Source organism: Vibrio natriegens NBRC 15636 = ATCC 14048 = DSM 759, assembly GCF_035621455.1.
Classification (GTDB): Bacteria; Pseudomonadota; Gammaproteobacteria; order Enterobacterales; family Vibrionaceae; genus Vibrio; species Vibrio natriegens.
Window position 1 is genome coordinate 1,124,632 of sequence record NZ_CP141822.1, and the last position, 17,952, is coordinate 1,142,583.

General features: G+C 46.1%; 20 protein-coding genes. 19 read left to right on the forward strand and 1 reads right to left on the reverse strand.

Translation table 11 applies throughout. From position 1 onward, the window contains the following. Positions 1–90: 90 nt before the first annotated feature. Positions 91–957 (reverse strand): DUF72 domain-containing protein, encoded by an 867-nt coding sequence (locus VER99_RS05155; protein WP_014231351.1) that lies wholly within the window; start codon positions 955–957, stop codon positions 91–93. Positions 958–1,229: 272 nt separating this feature from the next. On the opposite strand from VER99_RS05155, the gene aspS reads away from it, so the two are divergent. The 19 genes from aspS to VER99_RS05250 all read left to right on the forward strand — a co-directional run bounded on the left by aspS (position 1,230) and on the right by VER99_RS05250 (position 17,948). Then, the gene (aspS, locus tag VER99_RS05160; RefSeq protein ID WP_014231352.1) at positions 1,230–3,008 is read left to right on the forward strand and encodes an aspartate--tRNA ligase; all 1,779 of its coding nucleotides are present in this window, start codon (positions 1,230–1,232) and stop codon (positions 3,006–3,008) included. Positions 3,009–3,116: 108 nt separating this feature from the next. Continuing rightward, entirely contained in the window at positions 3,117–3,638 is a 522-nt protein-coding gene (gene ruvC, locus VER99_RS05165; protein ID WP_014231353.1) for a crossover junction endodeoxyribonuclease RuvC, read from the forward strand. Positions 3,639–3,705: 67 nt separating this feature from the next. Further along, positions 3,706–4,320: a Holliday junction branch migration protein RuvA gene (gene ruvA / locus VER99_RS05170; RefSeq protein ID WP_014231354.1), complete on the forward strand. Its 615-nt coding sequence runs from the start codon at positions 3,706–3,708 to the stop codon at positions 4,318–4,320. A gap of 89 nt (positions 4,321–4,409) precedes the next feature. Continuing rightward, positions 4,410–5,414: a Holliday junction branch migration DNA helicase RuvB gene (gene ruvB / locus VER99_RS05175; protein ID WP_014231355.1), complete on the forward strand. Its 1,005-nt coding sequence runs from the start codon at positions 4,410–4,412 to the stop codon at positions 5,412–5,414. 462 nt (positions 5,415–5,876) lie between these two features. Next, entirely contained in the window at positions 5,877–7,463 is a 1,587-nt protein-coding gene (gene cydA / locus VER99_RS05180) for a cytochrome ubiquinol oxidase subunit I (RefSeq protein WP_014231356.1), read from the forward strand. Positions 7,464–7,480: 17 nt separating this feature from the next. Beyond that, positions 7,481–8,617 carry a cytochrome d ubiquinol oxidase subunit II gene (gene cydB, locus VER99_RS05185; protein WP_020332892.1) on the forward strand — a complete coding sequence of 379 codons (1,137 nt, stop codon included), beginning with the start codon at positions 7,481–7,483 and terminating at the stop codon, positions 8,615–8,617. 12 nt (positions 8,618–8,629) lie between these two features. Then, a complete protein-coding gene (cydX, locus tag VER99_RS05190; RefSeq protein ID WP_000270284.1) occupies positions 8,630–8,737 on the forward strand; it encodes a cytochrome bd-I oxidase subunit CydX in 108 nt (35 codons plus the stop codon). After that, positions 8,730–9,032: a cyd operon protein YbgE gene (gene ybgE / locus VER99_RS05195; protein WP_014231358.1), complete on the forward strand. Its 303-nt coding sequence runs from the start codon at positions 8,730–8,732 to the stop codon at positions 9,030–9,032. Before cydX ends, ybgE begins: the two co-directional genes overlap by 8 nt. 172 nt (positions 9,033–9,204) lie before the next feature. Next, positions 9,205–9,624: a tol-pal system-associated acyl-CoA thioesterase gene (gene ybgC / locus VER99_RS05200; RefSeq protein ID WP_014231359.1), complete on the forward strand. Its 420-nt coding sequence runs from the start codon at positions 9,205–9,207 to the stop codon at positions 9,622–9,624. Further along, positions 9,614–10,312, forward strand: coding sequence for a protein TolQ (tolQ, locus tag VER99_RS05205; RefSeq protein ID WP_014231360.1), 699 nt, complete (start codon positions 9,614–9,616; stop codon positions 10,310–10,312). Before ybgC ends, tolQ begins: the two co-directional genes overlap by 11 nt. A 3-nt stretch (positions 10,313–10,315) precedes the next feature. After that, positions 10,316–10,759: an ExbD/TolR family protein gene (locus VER99_RS05210; protein ID WP_014231361.1), complete on the forward strand. Its 444-nt coding sequence runs from the start codon at positions 10,316–10,318 to the stop codon at positions 10,757–10,759. 13 nt (positions 10,760–10,772) lie between these two features. After that, positions 10,773–11,840 (forward strand): cell envelope integrity protein TolA, encoded by a 1,068-nt coding sequence (gene tolA, locus VER99_RS05215; protein WP_014231362.1) that lies wholly within the window; start codon positions 10,773–10,775, stop codon positions 11,838–11,840. A gap of 13 nt (positions 11,841–11,853) precedes the next feature. Next, on the forward strand, positions 11,854–13,206 hold the full coding sequence (tolB, locus tag VER99_RS05220) for a Tol-Pal system beta propeller repeat protein TolB (RefSeq protein ID WP_014231363.1): 1,353 nt from the start codon (positions 11,854–11,856) through the stop codon (positions 13,204–13,206). Between the two features lie 30 nt (positions 13,207–13,236). Continuing rightward, a complete protein-coding gene (gene pal / locus VER99_RS05225) occupies positions 13,237–13,761 on the forward strand; it encodes a peptidoglycan-associated lipoprotein Pal (protein ID WP_014231364.1) in 525 nt (174 codons plus the stop codon). Positions 13,762–13,779: 18 nt separating this feature from the next. After that, entirely contained in the window at positions 13,780–14,535 is a 756-nt protein-coding gene (gene ybgF, locus VER99_RS05230; RefSeq protein WP_024372715.1) for a tol-pal system protein YbgF, read from the forward strand. Positions 14,536–14,729: 194 nt separating this feature from the next. Then, positions 14,730–15,791: a quinolinate synthase NadA gene (gene nadA / locus VER99_RS05235; RefSeq protein WP_020332896.1), complete on the forward strand. Its 1,062-nt coding sequence runs from the start codon at positions 14,730–14,732 to the stop codon at positions 15,789–15,791. A 119-nt stretch (positions 15,792–15,910) separates the two neighbouring features. Further along, positions 15,911–16,954, forward strand: a complete 1,044-nt coding sequence (locus tag VER99_RS05240) for a potassium channel family protein (protein ID WP_020332897.1) — start codon at positions 15,911–15,913, stop codon at positions 16,952–16,954. Then, positions 16,954–17,370: a DUF350 domain-containing protein gene (locus VER99_RS05245; protein ID WP_014231368.1), complete on the forward strand. Its 417-nt coding sequence runs from the start codon at positions 16,954–16,956 to the stop codon at positions 17,368–17,370. Before VER99_RS05240 ends, VER99_RS05245 begins: the two co-directional genes overlap by 1 nt. A gap of 8 nt (positions 17,371–17,378) precedes the next feature. Beyond that, positions 17,379–17,948, forward strand: a complete 570-nt coding sequence (locus VER99_RS05250; protein ID WP_020332898.1) for a DUF1190 domain-containing protein — start codon at positions 17,379–17,381, stop codon at positions 17,946–17,948. The last annotated feature ends 4 nt before the right edge of the window (positions 17,949–17,952 follow it).

A 17,952-nucleotide genomic window follows, 5' to 3' on the forward strand; every position in this document is an offset into this window, starting at 1 on the left:
CTATATAGTCTTCAAAAAACGTCAGACATCAAAAAAGGCGCGTATTTTATGAGAAATTCGCGCCTCTGTCATGCATTGCTTTAGATTGCATCAGAACATCTGTAATTGGGAGTTGCCATCATTGGCAGGGAAGGGCTCCAAATCAGGGAGCGTAATGTGCTTTTGTAGATTCTTATAAATGTTTGCAGCCAGTTCTGGTGCGATGATGTTGTCGGCGGTATGGATCATCACATAAGGCTGTTTACCTTCATTGATCCACTGTGGAAGTTTGCTCAGCCAAGGCTTAAAAAAGTCATAATTCTGCTGTTCCTCCGGGTGGCCGATAAAGCGGATCATCGGGTGAGAAGCAGTGGCAATCGCGTGTACTGGCACTTTGGGCTTTTTCATCTGCGCATCGATGATTGCTTCACTATTTGGTTTAGCTGCAAACACAGGTCGGCTGTCCATAATGATTCGGTCGATGCCATTTTCTATCAGCCATTGATTGAGCGCTCGTTCATCGTCACCTTTGGAGAAAAACGCCATATGACGCACTTCTACACCAAGAGGGAAATTCGGTGGAAAGCTGGCGCAGAACTTTTTTAAACGGTCGAGGTATTCAGGTCCAAAAGCGGCTGGCAACTGGATTGTCCACTGACCGACTCGCTCATGGAGCGGTTCCATCACTTTCATGAAGTCTCGCAGCTGCTCATCACATCCTCTTAGCATTTGCTGGTGAGTAATGGCTTTTGGTAGCTTAAAGGTAAACTTGAAATCGTCGTTTGTTGCTGATTTCCAGTTTTGAACAGTACTAAGTGACGGTGTCGCATAAAAGGTGGTATTGCCTTCTACCGTATGGAATACCTGTGCGTACTTCTCTAAACGCTCTGCTGGCTTTGTGCCACTACCATAAAAGCTTTGTTGCCACAGGTTATGTGACCACATGGTTAGTCCAAGTCGAAGGGGTAAGTTATCCATTATTCTTCTTTACATTTAATCCTGCGATCACTTTACGAGAGTTTTGCTGAAATAGGTAATTTCACGTTATAATCAGCAGCAATTTTTTCGCTCTGGTGCGGTTTTGAACAGTTGTAGTACTAAAAAGCACCAATGAATGATAAAACACACTTAATTGTACGCTGAGTAGTCGATTTTCATAGACTTTCAGCGTATAACTGAATCTTTACTCTGCTTGGCAATGAAGCCGACAGAGCGTAGTCAACAACTTTTGAGAGATTGGGAATTTCATTATGCGTACCCATTACTGTGGTCACCTGAACAAGTCCCTTGCAGGACAAACTGTAGAACTTTGCGGCTGGGTTAACCGTCGCCGTGATTTAGGCGGTCTTATTTTTATCGATATGCGAGATCGTGAAGGCATCGTTCAGGTAGTTGTAGATCCAGATATGGCGGATGCGTATGAAGTGGCTAACACACTTCGTAATGAATTCTGTATCAAACTAACGGGTGAAGTTCGTGTTCGTCCAGAAAGCCAAGTAAACAAAGACATGGCAACCGGTGAAGTTGAGATCCTTGCAAAAGGTCTTGAAATCATCAACCGTTCTGACGTTTTGCCTCTAGACTTCAACCAAAAGAACTCTGAAGAGCAGCGTCTTAAGTACCGTTACCTGGACCTACGTCGTCCAGAAATGAGTGACCGCATCAAGCTACGTGCTAAAGCGTCTAGCTTTGTTCGTCGTTTCCTAGACGACAACGGTTTCCTGGATATCGAAACTCCAGTACTAACTAAAGCGACGCCAGAAGGTGCTCGTGACTACCTAGTACCAAGCCGTGTTCATAAGGGCAGTTTCTACGCGCTTCCTCAGTCTCCACAGCTATTTAAACAGCTGTTAATGATGTCTGGTTTTGACCGTTACTACCAAATCGTTAAGTGTTTCCGTGACGAAGACTTGCGTGCTGACCGTCAGCCAGAGTTCACCCAGATCGATATCGAAACGTCATTCATGACGGCTGATCAAGTACGTGAAGTGACTGAAAACATGGTTCGCGATATGTGGCAAGAGCTACTAAACGTAGACCTGGGTCAGTTCCCAGTAATGCCGTTTGCGGAAGCAATTCGTCGTTTCGGCTCTGACAAACCAGACCTACGTAACCCACTAGAGCTAGTAGACGTTGCTGATCTTGTAAAAGACGTAGACTTCAAAGTGTTCTCTGGTCCGGCAAACGACGAGAAAGGTCGTGTTGCGGTAATCCGTGTACCAGGTGGCGCGTCTCTGACTCGTAAGCAAATCGACGGTTACGCTGAGTTCGTTGGTATCTACGGCGCGAAAGGCTTGGCGTGGATGAAGGTTAACGACCGCGCTGCAGGGGTGGAAGGTATCCAGTCTCCAGTTGCTAAGTTCCTAAACGAAGACGTGATCAACGGCATTCTAGACCGCACTCAAGCAGAATCTGGCGATATCATCCTATTTGGTGCTGACAAAGCAGGCATCGTTGCAGAAGCACTAGGTGCACTACGTCTGAAACTAGGTAAAGATCTAGAACTTACGGACGAGTCTGCATGGGCACCTCTATGGGTTGTTGACTTCCCAATGTTCGAAGAAGATGACGAAGGCAACCTACACGCAATGCATCACCCGTTCACGGCACCTCTTGGTGTTAATGCGGAAGAGCTAAAAGCGAACCCAGCGGCAGCGAACTCAAACGCATACGACATGGTTCTAAACGGCTACGAAGTGGGCGGCGGTTCTGTACGTATCCACAACGCAGAAATGCAGGCAGCAGTGTTCGATATCCTAGGTATCGATGCAGACGAGCAACGACTAAAATTCGGCTTCCTTCTAGACGCACTGAAGTTCGGTACGCCTCCGCACGCAGGTCTTGCATTCGGTCTGGACCGTCTGGTTATGCTGCTATGTGGTACTGAGAACATCCGTGATGTTATCGCGTTCCCTAAAACAACAGCAGCAGCGTGTCTACTGACAGACGCACCAAGCATTGCAAACCCTGCAGCGCTAGAAGAGCTGGCAGTTGCGGTAACAGTAGCAAAAGAAAAAGACGCAGAATAAGCGCACAACAATTGAAGAAAAACTCCCGCAATTGCGGGAGTTTTTGTTTTAATGAAATATATTCTAATAAGTCTAATAAATTTAATGAGTTGTTGATTAGGAAACTTAATGTCAATTATTTTGGGCATTGACCCAGGCTCACGTATTACCGGTTACGGTGTCATCCGCCAGCAAGGCCGCCATTTGCAATATCTTGGCAGCGGCTGTATCCGCATGTCTGAAAAAGAGCTCCCGGGTCGACTCAAACAAATTTATGCCGGTGTTACGGAAATCATTACTCAGTTTCAGCCAGATGTCTTCGCTATCGAACAAGTTTTTATGGCGAAAAACGCCGATTCTGCGCTAAAACTGGGACAGGCTCGAGGCAGTGCAATCGTCGCGGCTGTAAATGCGGATTTACCTGTTTATGAATACGCCGCACGCCTGATTAAACAGGCCGTTGTGGGGACCGGCGGTGCAGATAAAACTCAGGTCCAGCACATGGTCCAACATATGTTGAAGCTGCCAGCAAAACCGCAAGCCGATGCGGCCGATGCCTTGGGTGTGGCAATCTGTCATGCCAATACCAACAAAACGCTAGTGGCATTGGCAGGAAAGGCGACCAGCGCACGAAAAGGGCGCTACCGGTAAAATTAACTGGATGTCTATCCAGTTCTTTATTATCCTGTCGCAAATTCATTTCCAAAGAGTATTTATCGTGATTGGACGTCTTCGCGGCACCTTGCTAGAAAAGCAACCTCCTGAAGTTTTAATTGAAGTTAACGGCATTGGTTATGAAGTTCAGATGCCAATGAGCTGTTTCTACGAGCTGCCAAACATCGGCGAAGAAGCCATCATTTATACTCATTTTGTTGTTCGCGAAGATGCTCAGCTGCTTTACGGTTTCAATACCGTAAAAGAGCGTGCGCTGTTCCGTGAAGTGATTAAAGCAAACGGCGTGGGTCCTAAATTGGGCTTGGGCATTTTGTCTGGTATGACAGCAAGTCAGTTTGTTACATGCGTTGAACGAGAGGATGTTTCAACACTCGTTAAGCTGCCGGGCGTTGGTAAGAAAACGGCTGAGCGCCTTGTGGTTGAAATGAAAGACCGTCTGAAAGGGTGGGGTGCTGGTGATCTCTTCACCCCATTTACCGATGCCGCACCGGCAGATTCCGCAATGGCTGCATCTAACAACGCAGAAGAAGAGGCGGTGAGTGCACTGCTTGCTCTAGGTTACAAACCAACGCAAGCCTCGAAAGTCGTGTCTCAAATCGCGAAACCGGATATGAACAGCGAGCAGCTGATCCGTGAAGCGCTAAAATCAATGGTGTAACGCCAGTCCGAAAGTAACAGTTTGCCGATTGCGATAAGTTGCTTAAGGTAATCTATTCTCTCAGGTAACCATTTTTTCAAGGTAACAAGATGATTGAAGCTGATCGTTTAATCGCTCCAGAAAACCCGGCGTTTAAGGAAGAAGACGTCATTGACCGTGCAATCCGTCCGAAAAAGTTAGAAGACTACCAAGGTCAGGATCACGTTCGAGGCCAGATGGAGATCTTTATTAAAGCGGCACAGCTGCGTAATGAAGCGTTAGATCACCTGCTGATTTTTGGTCCTCCTGGCTTGGGTAAAACCACACTCGCCAATATCGTTGCTAACGAAATGGAAGTGAACATTCGTACCACTTCAGGTCCTGTGCTGGAAAAAGCAGGGGACTTAGCCGCGCTGCTCACCAACTTAGAAGAAAACGATGTTCTCTTTATCGATGAAATCCACCGCTTGAGCCCAATGGTTGAAGAGGTGCTTTATCCCGCGATGGAAGACTACCAGCTAGATATTATGATTGGTGAAGGTCCGGCAGCTCGCTCAATTAAAATCGATTTGCCGCCATTTACCTTAATCGGCGCGACGACACGTGCTGGTTCACTGACGTCACCATTACGCGACCGTTTTGGTATCACTCAGCGTCTTGAGTTTTATAAGATTAAAGACCTGCAGGACATTGTTCAGCGTAGTGCGGATTGTTTAGGTCTCTCTATGGACCCGGAAGGGGCTTTAGAGGTCGCACGTCGTGCTCGTGGCACACCTCGTATTGCAAACCGTTTATTACGTCGTGTGCGTGATTATGCGGAAGTGAAAGGCAACGGTCACATCTGTGCTGATGTCGCTGATAAAGCACTTAACATGCTTGATGTTGATGCTCAGGGCTTCGACTATATGGACCGTAAACTTCTCCTCGCGATTATGGAGAAGTTTGGCGGAGGTCCCGTTGGCTTAGATAATATGGCAGCGGCTATTGGTGAAGAAAAAGACACCATAGAAGACGTGCTGGAACCTTATCTGATTCAACAAGGTTATTTACAACGAACACCACGGGGTAGAATTGCCACTGATCGGGCTTATCTCCACTTTGGAATCGAAAAATAGAAAGTAAAAAGGCTGGGCAAATTGCTCAGCCTTTTTGCTTTTGGTGATCTATGTCTCATTTATTGAATTTCTTTAATTCCTTTTTAGTTAACAGAAAAGTTCTAGTTGTTGCGCTAATGTTTGCCTGTAGCCCGTTATTTACTCCCCTGATTACCCAGCCTTAACATTTGCGTCAGGTGTTGTTTGATTTGCGTCAAGGTGATGGATTTTTGTCCACGTTCTGTGCATAAATATTGATGTGTATCAAAGCGCATTCTGGCTATAAATCTTTTGAAACAATGTGTTTTTACAAGTAATATTAGCCACAGCTATATTAGCTGATGCTTAACAATTAACTAACCAACGAAGTACATTTTCGCAACAAAAAGTTGTGACAATTCAACATATTTCATGTGTGAATAACACTTGATTATGGATTGCAATATGTAGAGAGTGTCATTCAGCCGACACATAGGAGTTACCATGATTGACGTAGTTGATCTATCGCGGTTGCAGTTTGCACTAACAGCGATGTATCACTTCCTATTCGTACCATTGACCCTTGGTATGGCCTTCCTACTGGCCATTATGGAGTCGTTGTACGTAATGACGAATAAGCAAATCTATAAGGACATGACCAAGTTCTGGGGCAAGCTGTTCGGTATTAACTTTGCACTTGGTGTGGCTACCGGCCTTACCATGGAGTTCCAGTTTGGTACTAACTGGTCGTATTACTCGCACTACGTAGGTGACATCTTTGGTGCACCACTCGCCATCGAAGCACTGGTTGCGTTCTTCCTGGAGTCAACGTTTGTAGGCTTATTCTTCTTCGGGTGGGATCGACTGTCTAAACGTCAACACTTAGCGGTAACTTGGCTGGTGGCTTTAGGTTCTAACTTCTCAGCACTGTGGATCCTTATTGCGAACGGCTGGATGCAAAACCCAGTTGGCGCGGAATTCAACTTCGAAACCATGCGAATGGAAATGGTCAGCTTTGCAGAAGTTGTGTTTAACCCAGTTGCTCAGGTTAAATTCGTTCACACGGTAGCTTCTGGCTACACCTGTGGCGCAATGTTTGTTCTAGGCATCAGTTCATACTACCTATTAAAAGGTCGTGACGTTGCATTCGCTCGTCGTTCATTTGCTATTGCCGCTTCATTCGGTATGGCAGCGATTCTTTCTACTATCGTTCTTGGTGACGAATCTGGCTATGAGCTTGGTGAAGTTCAGAAAGTGAAGCTTGCTGCAGTAGAAGCTGAATGGCACACAGAACCAGCACCAGCTGCGTTTACGCTGTTTGGTATTCCTAACCAAGAAGACATGCATACTGACTACGCAATTAAGATCCCTTACGTAATGGGTATTATTGCAACTCGTTCTATCGATAAGGAAGTCACGGGCTTACGTGACCTGCATGATCAACACTTAGAGCGTATTCGCACGGGTATGTACGCGTACGAGCTGCTAGAGAAGCTTCGTGCGGGTGATAAGTCTGAAGAGAACATGGCTGCGTTCGATGAAGTGAAAGGTGACCTAGGTTACGGTCTACTTCTAAAACGCTACACAGAAAATGTTGTTGATGCGACAGAAGAGCAGATTCAAGCAGCAGCGGATGACTCTATCCCAACCGTGTGGCCGCTATTCTGGTCATTCCGTATCATGGTTGCGTGTGGCTTCATTATGCTATTCGTATTCGGCTTGGCATTCATCCAAACGTGTCGTCAGAAGATTACACAGAAGAAATGGCTGCTTAAAGCTGCGCTATTCAGTATTCCACTTCCATGGATTGCTATCGAAGCAGGTTGGTTTGTTGCGGAGTTTGGTCGTCAACCATGGGCGGTTGGTGAGATTCTCCCAGTACACGTCGCTGCCTCAGCACTGACAGCCGGTGAAATCTTGACTTCACTATTCGCGATTCTGGCGCTTTACACTGCATTCCTGATTGCAGAAGTTTACTTAATGGTGAAATTCGCTCGTAAAGGTCCAAGTAGTCTGAAAACTGGACGTTACCACTTCGAGCAAAACGCTGACTCTGTTGAAGACAAAGTTAGTCGCCAAGTAGAAGCGTAAGACAAGGAGACAACAAGATGTTTGATTACGAAATCTTGCGATTCATCTGGTGGGTACTGATCGGTGTTCTACTAGTTGGTTTTGCAGTAACAGATGGATTCGATATGGGTGTAGGCGCGCTTGTACCTGTTATCGGTAAAAGCGACACACAACGTCGTGTCATGATTAACTCAATCGCCCCACACTGGGATGGTAACCAAGTTTGGCTTATCACTGCGGGTGGTGCATTGTTTGCGGCTTGGCCTCTAGTGTACGCAACGTCATTCTCTGGTTTCTACCTAGCGATGATCTTGACGCTTGCAGCGCTGTGGCTACGTCCTCTTGGTCTGGACTACCGCTCGAAAATTGAAGATCCAAAATGGCGCAGAAACTGGGATATTTGTATCTCAATCAGTGGCTTTGTTCCGCCAATTATCTTCGGTGTAGCTTTTGGTAACCTTCTACAAGGTGTTCCATTCCAATTGAGTGACTTCCTGATGCCAACGTATCACGGTTCATTCTTTGGTCTGCTAAACCCATTCGCGTTGCTGTGTGGCCTAGTAAGCTTGTTCATGATTCTGATGCAGGGTTCGAGCTGGCTACAGATGAAGACTACTGGCGAAGTGCATACTCGTGCGCGTAACGTCGCTCAGCTTACTGGTCTGCTAACTGTGGTAACGTTTGTTGTTGCTGGTTTCTGGGTTCAGAACATTGAAGGCTACGTAATTGTTGGTGGTATTGATACCAATGCAGCGTCTAACCCTCTGAACAAAGAGGTGATTCGTGAAGCAGGTGCGTGGATGAAGAACTTTGAAACCCACCCACTGCTATGGGCTGCACCAGTACTAGGTGTTGCGATGCCACTACTTACTGTTCTGGCTTCTCGCCTTGAAAAGTGTGCGACTTCGTTCATCACTTCAAGCCTTGGTGTTGCGGGTATTATCTTTACTGCTGGTTTTGCGATGTTCCCATTCATCATGCCGTCAGATCTAGTGCCTAGCCACAGCTTGACGATGTGGGATGCAACTTCATCTGAGCTGACGCTTAACCTAATGACAGGTGTTGCGTTTGTTATGGTACCAATCATTCTGGGTTACACGTCTTGGACTTACTACAAGATGTTCGGCCGCTTGGATGATAAGTACATTGAAGACAACAAAAACTCACTTTACTAAGGAGCAATCACTATGTGGTATTTCGCATGGATTCTAGGTGTACTACTTGCTTGTGCATTCGGTATCATCAACGCTCTTTGGTTAGAGCACTCAGAAATGATGGATAAAGACAGTGAGTGATCTCGCTGATAAGGTAGCGAAGTTACATGAACCAACAGATAAGACTCTGCTGAGGGTCTTATCTCTCATCCTCGGCTTTATGCATGTTGGATTGGTCATGTGGGAGCCAGAAGCTTACAGCCAGGCGATTGGCGGGTTTAACGCCGTCATCGCTCCAGCACTGATTTGGGCAGTATGCTCAAGCATGGTGTTTGGCGTTGGCTTCAAGCCGAGAAGTTGGTATTGGCAGGTGTTATTCAGCCCATACTTTTCACTGACTATCTTATTGTATTTAACTGTACGCTATTTCATGTAGCTTGAAATAAGCTGAAATAAAGTCGGTTATTTCATCATCGATTAAAAGCTAGGCTCTTTGCCTGGCTTTTATTTTTTCTACAAAAATCAAAAATATTCCGCTCACTTGGTACCAATTCATATTGCTTAAGTTATAGTAACTACTTTAAAGAATTGACTCTATTGGTACTCTCTTGCAAGGCACATCTAATTCATTCCGCTGGCCGATCACCGTGTACTATGAAGACACAGACGCGGGTGGCGTTGTTTATCATTCAAATTACCTGAAATTCTTTGAGCGTGCCCGTACTGAAATGTTGCGTGCAAAAGGTATCTCTCAACAAGTGTTACTGGAACAAAACATCGGTTTCGTTGTCCGACACATGGATATCGATTTCAAACAAGGGGCAAAGCTGGACGAACATTTGACAGTCTTGACCCGAGTGTCAGAAATAAAACGTGCGTCTTTACAATTCTGTCAAGAGTTGGTCAATGATCAAGGGCGGATATTGTGCAGTACCTTTGTTAAGGTAGCATGTGTCGATAATAAGAAAATGAAACCAATAGCTATTCCAGCATTTATTAATTCGGAGCTAACAAATAGTGACTGCTGATATTTCCATTTTAGATCTCTTTCTTCAGGCAAGTCTGTTGGTAAAACTTGTGATGCTGACACTACTTGGTATGTCGATTGCGTCATGGGCGATGATCATTAAGCGCAGCAAAGTGCTTTCACACGCATCAAAAGATGCAGAATCATTTGAAGATAAGTTCTGGTCAGGTACCGATCTTTCTCAGCTTTACCAAAAAGTAAAAGCTCGTAAAGATGAAATCATCGGCACAGAAGAGATCTTCTACGCCGGTTTTACAGAATTTGCACGTCTGCGTAAGAGTAACGCAAACTCTCCAGCTTACATTATGGAAGGGACAGGACGTGCCATGCGCGTTGCCGTTGCTCGTGAAGTTGATGAGCTAGAAACCAGCTTACCTTTCCTTGCTACGGTAGGTTCAATCAGCCCGTACATTGGTCTGTTTGGTACCGTTTGGGGCATCATGCATGCGTTTATCGCACTGGGTGAAGTAAAACAAGCAACCCTTTCGATGGTAGCACCAGGTATCGCAGAAGCGTTGATCGCGACGGCAATGGGTCTGTTTGCTGCTATCCCAGCGGTAATGGCTTACAACCGACTAAGCAACAAAGTAAGTAAGCTTGAGCACACGTACGCGACTTTCTCAGAAGAATTCCACAGCATCCTTCATCGTCAGGCGATGGCTGGCCGAGACAGCGCGGATAAGGAATAAAGCATGGCGGGTTACCAACCTAAAAAGCGCAAAATGACGGCAGAGATCAACGTTGTACCTTATATCGACGTGATGCTGGTACTGTTGATCATTTTCATGGCAACCGCTCCATTCGTGACGCAAGGTGTTGACGTTGAGCTACCAAAGACCTCAAACGCAACCCCTGCTCAGGAGCTAGCCGGAGATACTGATAGCAGTTTCATCATTATCGAAATTGATCGCGATGGTAACTTAGGTCTGAGTGTCAACGATGAAGAAGTTCAGCGTGGCCTATCACTGCAAGACGTGATTGTACGTGTGAAAGCTGAGCGATCGCTTAAACCTGATTCACCTGTTGCGGTAGGTGGCGATGCAGCAACCCCGTATGCAGATGTAGTCCTTCTACTTGATGAATTGAGTCGTGCCGGTATCCCTAAAGTAGGGCTCCTGACCGATATCAGGGAATAAACGTCAACTATTCATGAAAGAAAAAAAGAACCAGACCAAAGAGTACTCCAAGCCGATAATGATATCGGTGGGTTTGCACGCCCTGTTGGTAGTCGCATTGCTTTGGGGTACTGATCTAACAATGTCAAAACCTGAACCAACAGGACAGATGGTTCAGGCCGTTGTTATCGATCCAAAGCTTGTTCAGCAACAAGCGAAAGAGATTCGTCAGCAACGCGAAAAGGCCGCTAAGAAGGAACAAGAACGTCTGGATAAATTAAGACGGGAAGCCGAGCAGCTGGAAAAAAATCGCAAAGCTGAAGAAGAGCAAATTCGCAAGCTGAAAGAGCAACAGGCTAAAGATGCTCAAGCCGCGCGTGAAGCGGAAGCCGAGCGCAAGAAAAAAGAGCAGGAACGCAAAGCCGAAGAGGAACGTGTTCGCAAAGAGCAAGAGCGAGCTGCTAAGCTTGAACAAGAACGTAAAGTCAAAGAAGAGGCGGTACGTAAAGCGGAGCAGGAACGTTTAGCGAAAGAAGCGGCGATTGCAAAAGCGGAACAAGAACGTGTGGCGCGCGAGAAAGCAGCGAAAGAAGCTGAAGAAAAAGCCAAACGTGAACGTGAAGCCGCGCAAAAAGCCGAGCAAGAACGTATCGCAAAAGAAAAAGCAGCCAAAGAGGCGGCTGAACGCGAACGTAAAGCTCGTGAAGCTGCTGAGAAAGCCGAGCGTGAACGCAAACAACAAGAAGCAGCATTGGATGACATTTTTGCTGGCTTAGAAGATGAAGCAAGCCAAAACAGTGCGGCTCGTAACCAATTTATCAACGACGAGCTTTCTCGTATGTCGTCGATATACACTCAGAGTATTCAGCAAAAGTTGATTAAGGATGACTATTTGCTGGGAAAGGAGTGTAGGGTCAACATCAAACTGATTCCTACCGGGTCGGATATGATGGTTGCTGGTGTTACCGTACTGGGTGGCGATACGCGAGTTTGTGCGGCAGCAAAAAGAGCGATTGCACAAGTTGGGACGTTCCCTAAATCGTCAGAAGCTGCGGTCAATGAAAAACTGAAAGACATCAACTTAACGGTTGCTTTGGACTAAAAGGAACAGAGACGTGATTAAACGCCTTTTACTAGGAATGTTTGTACTGCTAAGCAGTATGACGAATGTAGCGAACGCTGCACTAGAGTTGGTTATTACCGACGGTATTGATTCAGCACGACCAATAGCTGTAGTTCCATTTAAATGGGAAGGTGCTGCGGCGCTGCCAACAGATATTTCTGCGGTGATAGCCTCTGATTTACAACGCAGTGGAAAATTCAGCCCGGTACCGACGAACAAAATGCCACAGACGCCTTTTAATGAATCTGAGGTTAACTTTGATTCATGGACTAATCTTGGTGTTGATGCCTTACTGACAGGCTCTATCACGCAAAATGAGCAGGGTAATTACGTGGTTAACTACCAGCTTGTTGATATCGTTCGTGGTCAGCTAACCGGCGGTCAGGGTAAAGCATTAGGCAGTGATGGTGAACTCGTACTATCGAAAGACCATGTGTTGTTCAACAAAGTTGCGACCGTAGAAGCGTCTCGCATGCGTGAATACGCGCACCGCATTTCCGATTTGGTTTATGAGCAGCTGACGGGTGACCGCGGCGCATTCATGACCCGAATTGCCTATGTAGTGGTGAGTGACACTGAGCGTTTTCCTTACCAACTGCGTGTTTCTGACTACGATGGTTACAACGAACGTTTGGTACTTCGCTCTAAACAGCCGTTGATGTCACCGTCTTGGTCTCCAGATGGCCAGAAGCTAGCGTATGTAAGCTTCCAAAACGGTCAGTCTGAAATTTACATCATGAATATCTACACTGGCGAACGAGAAAAGATTACTTCTTATCCTCGTCACAACGGTGCACCTAAGTTTTCTCCGGATGGCAGCAAACTTGCGCTTGTTCTGTCGAAGACGGGTTCATTGCAGGTCTACACATTCGACCTGAGATCTCGCCAGCTCACACAAATTACGCGTGGCAGATCAAATAATACAGAACCGTTCTGGCACCCAGATGGAAAATCGTTGGTTTTCACATCGGATAGGGGTGGAAAACCTCAAATTTATCAAGTAGATTTGGGCAGCGGTGATACTAATCGTTTAACTTGGCAAGGTAGTCAGAACCTGAGTGGTCAAATCACACCTGACGGCCGATTCCTGGTGATGGTGAATCGCAGTGATTCAGGCTTCAACTTGGCAAAACAAGATTTAGAAACGGGTGCTCTTCAAGTTCTTACCAAGACCTTACTTGATGAGTCACCAAGTATTGCTCCAAACGGTGGCATGGTTGTATATAGCTCCATGTACAATAAGAAAAACGTACTTTCGATGGTTTCCATTGATGGTCGATTTAAAGCGAGATTACCTGCGACAAATGGACGCGTAAGAGCGCCTGCGTGGTCACCGTTTTTGTAATAATAAGATAGATTAATAAAGGAAAATAAGATGCAACTTAACAAGGTTCTAAAAGGGCTACTTATCGCGCTTCCAGTTATGGCTATGACTGCGTGTAGTTCAAGTGACGACGCTGCTTCAAGTACAGGTGACGCAACTAACCAAAGCGGCGCTGTTGAAACAACAGTCGTATCACCGATCGATCAAGCTGGTCAACTGACTGAGCAAGAGCTTAAAGAGCAAGCGCTACGCGAAACTCAAACTATCTACTTTGCATTTGATAACTCAACAATTGCTGGTGATTACGAAGAGATGCTAGCGGCTCACGCGGCGTACCTAAGCAAAAACCCATCACTACGCGTAACTATCGAAGGTCACGCTGATGAGCGTGGTACTCCAGAGTACAACATCGCGCTAGGTGAGCGTCGTGCTCAAGCAGTTGCAAACTACCTACAAGCACTGGGTGTTCAGGCAGACCAAATTTCAATCGTTAGCTACGGTGAAGAGAAGCCACTTCTTCTAGGCCAGTCTGATGACGTTTACGCTAAAAACCGTCGTGCGGTTTTAGTATACTAATTCGAGGGAATCCTCATGTTGTTCAGTAACACTAAGCGCGCTGTTGCGCTTACGTTACTGGCAAGTGCAGCGAGCTTCGCGTTCGCTGCACCAGCTCCAGTATCTGATCTCAACAGCACATCTTCAGTTTCTAAAAGTCGTTCATCCGAGACGGATGTCGAGCGATTAGAACGCCTACTGCAAAGTCGCAGCCGTCTTCAGTTCCAAATGCAAGAGCAAATTGACCAAATGTCACGAGAGATCAGTGATCTAAGAGGTCAGTTGGAACGAAACAACCATGAAATGAAGCAAATGCTTCAGAGGCAGAGAGAGCTGTTCGTTGAGCTTGATCGCATGCGTGGTGAGATGAAGTCAGCGCCCGTCGTTCAAGAGACGGAGTCAGCAGAACCGGGTGGTCAATACACTCCGAATGCGGATGAGCAGACGGCTTACCAAGACGCTGTGGATCTTATCCTTAAAAAGCGCGATTACGCTGGCGCAATTGCTGCATTCCAGCAATTCCAGAAGGATTATCCTGACTCCACTTACACAGCGAACTCACATTATTGGTTAGGCCAATTGTATTACGCTAAAAAGCAGGATAAAGAAGCCGCGAAAAGCTTTATTGCAGTGGTTTCTTACAAAGATTCTAACAAGCGAGCAGATGCATTGGTGAAACTTGGCGATATCGCTGAGCGTAACAACAATGCTGAGCAGGCGAAGAAGTTTTATCAGCAAGTGGTCGATGAGTACCCAAATAGTGCCTCAGCGAAAATTGCAGGCGCTAAACTGTAACCACTGTCTTTGATTATTTCTAAAAGGAGCTTCTGGCTCCTTTTTCTTTTATTGGCCTGTGTATTAAGTTAATAAGTGTTAATTGGAACAAAGATATACGGCTAGAGCTCTATAAATCCTCGCTATGGGTTGGTTTTTGAAAATTAACGAGGTTACAATACGCGGATTAAAGGAAGTTGCGTAGAGCAAGAGCAATGAGCCATATACTAGATAAAATCGACACTGTTTACCCATTCCCTCCAAAACCTGTTCCGTTGAGCGAAGACGAGAAAGCGTCTTACATTGAGCGCATTAAAAAGCTGCTTAAAGAAAAAGATGCCGTCCTTATCGCACATTACTACACTGACCCTGAAATTCAGGCGTTGGCTGAAGAGACTGGCGGTTTTGTTGGTGACTCGCTAGAAATGGCGAAGTTCGGTAACCGTCACCCGGCAAGCACATTGATCATCGGTGGCGTTCGCTTTATGGGCGAATCGGCGAAGATTCTAACTCCGGAAAAGCGCATTCTAATGCCAACGTTGGAAGCGGAATGTTCGCTTGATCTTGGATGTCCTGCGGATAAATTCAGTGAGTTCTGTGATGCTCACCCTGACCATACGGTTGTGGTTTACGCCAATACATCTGCAGCGGTTAAAGCACGTGCTGACTGGGTAGTCACATCAAGTATTGCACTTGAAATTGTTGAACACCTGGACGCAGAAGACAAACCAATCATCTGGGGTCCTGACCGTCACCTGGGTTCGTACATTGCGAATAAGACTGGCGCAGACATGCTGCTGTGGCAAGGTGAATGTGTTGTTCATGATGAGTTCTCTGCTGACGCACTGCGCAAGATGAAGAGCGTTTATCCAGACGCTGCGATTCTAGTTCACCCAGAATCACCAGCAAGCGTGGTTGAATTGGCCGACGCTGTTGGCTCTACAAGTCAGCTTATCAAAGCCGCGAAAGAGCTTCCTCACAAGCAAATGATCGTGGCAACCGATAAAGGCATCTTCTTCAAGATGCAGCAACTGGTTCCTGAAAAAGAGCTTATCGAAGCCCCAACAGCAGGAGCTGGTGCGACATGTCGTAGCTGCGCACATTGCCCTTGGATGGCGATGAACGGCTTGAAAGCGATTGAACAAGCACTTCGTGAAGGTGGTGCAGAGCATGAAATCTTTGTTGATGAAGAGCTTCGCGTTAAGTCGCTTATCCCACTAAACCGCATGTTAGATTTTGCAGAACAGCTTAATATGCAGGTAAAGGGTAACGCGTAAATTTTTCGCATTATCTTAAGATGAATCTCAAAAACCAGCCGAATATGGCTGGTTTTTTTGTGTCTTACAATCAATGGGTTACTATTGAAAGACGTAATGCATTTAGGAACTGAATACTTATGGCAGTGTGGCTGGTCGTTAAAAAGTGGTTAAGTTCGCACTTTTTTAAACTAAGTACCCGCAACCTTGTCGTCATTAGCCTTTTATATATCAGCCTCTCTTGGGGGCTATTGGTTCTGGCAGGCGAGACGGAACTTACGGAAAACTTTTCGAGCTTTATCTATTACTTGATGGTGACGGCGAGCACCGTTGGTTACGGCGATCATTCTCCAGTAACCGATTTAGGTAAGTGGGTTGTGGTCTTGTTTGTAATTCCGGGAGGATTGAGCCTGTTTGCGGCACTTTTGGGGCGTGTGGCAGGTGCGGCGGTAGATTATTGGCGAGCGGGAATTATCGGTAAACGGAGAGTAAGAGTGGAAAACCATATCGTATTATTGGGCTGGAACGGGTCAAGAACCATGCACCTGATTCGTATGTTGCAGCATGAAGAGTCAGGAAAACGTCCGGTAGTACTGTGCAGTCGCTCAGATATTGAAAACCCTCTACCGGGTGAAATTCACTTTATTAAAGTAACCAGTTATACCGACTCACAGGAGATGTCAAACGCGAACATTACAGAGGCGAGCTGCATCATCGTCGATAACTTATCGGATGATATCACTTTGTCTGCTGCACTGTATTGTGCCTCTGTGAACCCTGACGCACACTTGCTTGCCTATTTTAAAGATGAAGCGCTGGGTCGTTTACTGAGCCAGCATTGCCCGAAAGCGGAGTGTATTCCAGCTGTTGGGGCTGAAATGTTAGCCAAGGCAGCCGTGGATCCTGGTTCGAGTGCGTTGCATCAGGAACTGCTAGCCTCAACTCGAGGTATGACACAATACTCCGTGATCTATCCTGAAAACCAACCAACGACCAAGATTGAAAACCTGTTTGGGTTTATTAAAAAGCATCACCATGCAACGCTTATTGCCATCGATTTAGGTGAGGGCATCGAGCTAAATCCGGACCTAGATACTGACGTACCACCAAAAAGCAAACTGTTTTATATTGCAGATGAACGTATTGAAGATTTTGCATGGAACAAAATGATAAAGGACAAATAATGCACATCATCGCAGACTTGTTAGCGGGATTTCCCAATTTCTTACTCTATTTTTCAGTGTCGATTGTTTTCGTTTTGGCGTTCAAATTCGTTTATATAAAACTGACCCCTTATGATGAATGGCAACTCATTAAAGAAGAGCAAAATACAGCAGCAGCAGTGGCGTTAAGTGGTGCTTTTCTTGGTTACTGTCTGGCAATTGCAGGCGCGGCGAAAAACTCAGTCAGCATCATTGATTTTATGGTTTGGGGTGTTGTCGCGTTATTAGCTCAGCTGATTGCGTTTGGAATTGTTCGTTTTATTCTGATGCCAAAAGTATCAGAGCGGATTGAAAACAACGAGGTACCCGCGGGTATTGTACTTGCTGCAGTATCCGTTTCTGTCGGTGTACTTAATGCCGCCTGTATGACGTATTAGGAGAAACGATGAAACGCAGCTCTAACGTTAAACGTTCATCCATGGATAAGAGCTTTAAAGTCAGTCGCCTTATCCCTTTTGCAGCTTTTGGCGGGATATTTTATCTTGCGACACAGGAGTCAACGACTGAAGGCGCTATTTACCTTGACGCCAGTGAGTGCAAAGCATCGGAACCCGGGTTCAGCGAGCAGTGTGACATCGCCTATCAGGAAGCGAAGGAAAGAGCGGAGCAAAATGCACCACGCTATACCACAGAGCATGAGTGTGAGAACGACTTCTATCAAGATGACTGTTATTACAGTTCTCGCTACAACTCCTATGTTCCCTTTGCCAGTGGGTTCTTCTTTAGTCGCGCTCTTAGCAATCTGAGCGGATACAACAAGAGTTACTACTCCGAGCCGATGTACCGTTATAAGTCGAAATATTACAACGGTGCCGGGCAGTTTTATGGCTCGTACCGAAACCAGCCGACTAGCGTTGCGAGCAGCCGATTGAACAAGCGTGGCGGCGGTACGATTGGTCAGGCTATGTCTCGAGGCGGCTTTGGCAAAGCGGTATCAGGTAGTCGCGGCGGTTAACAGA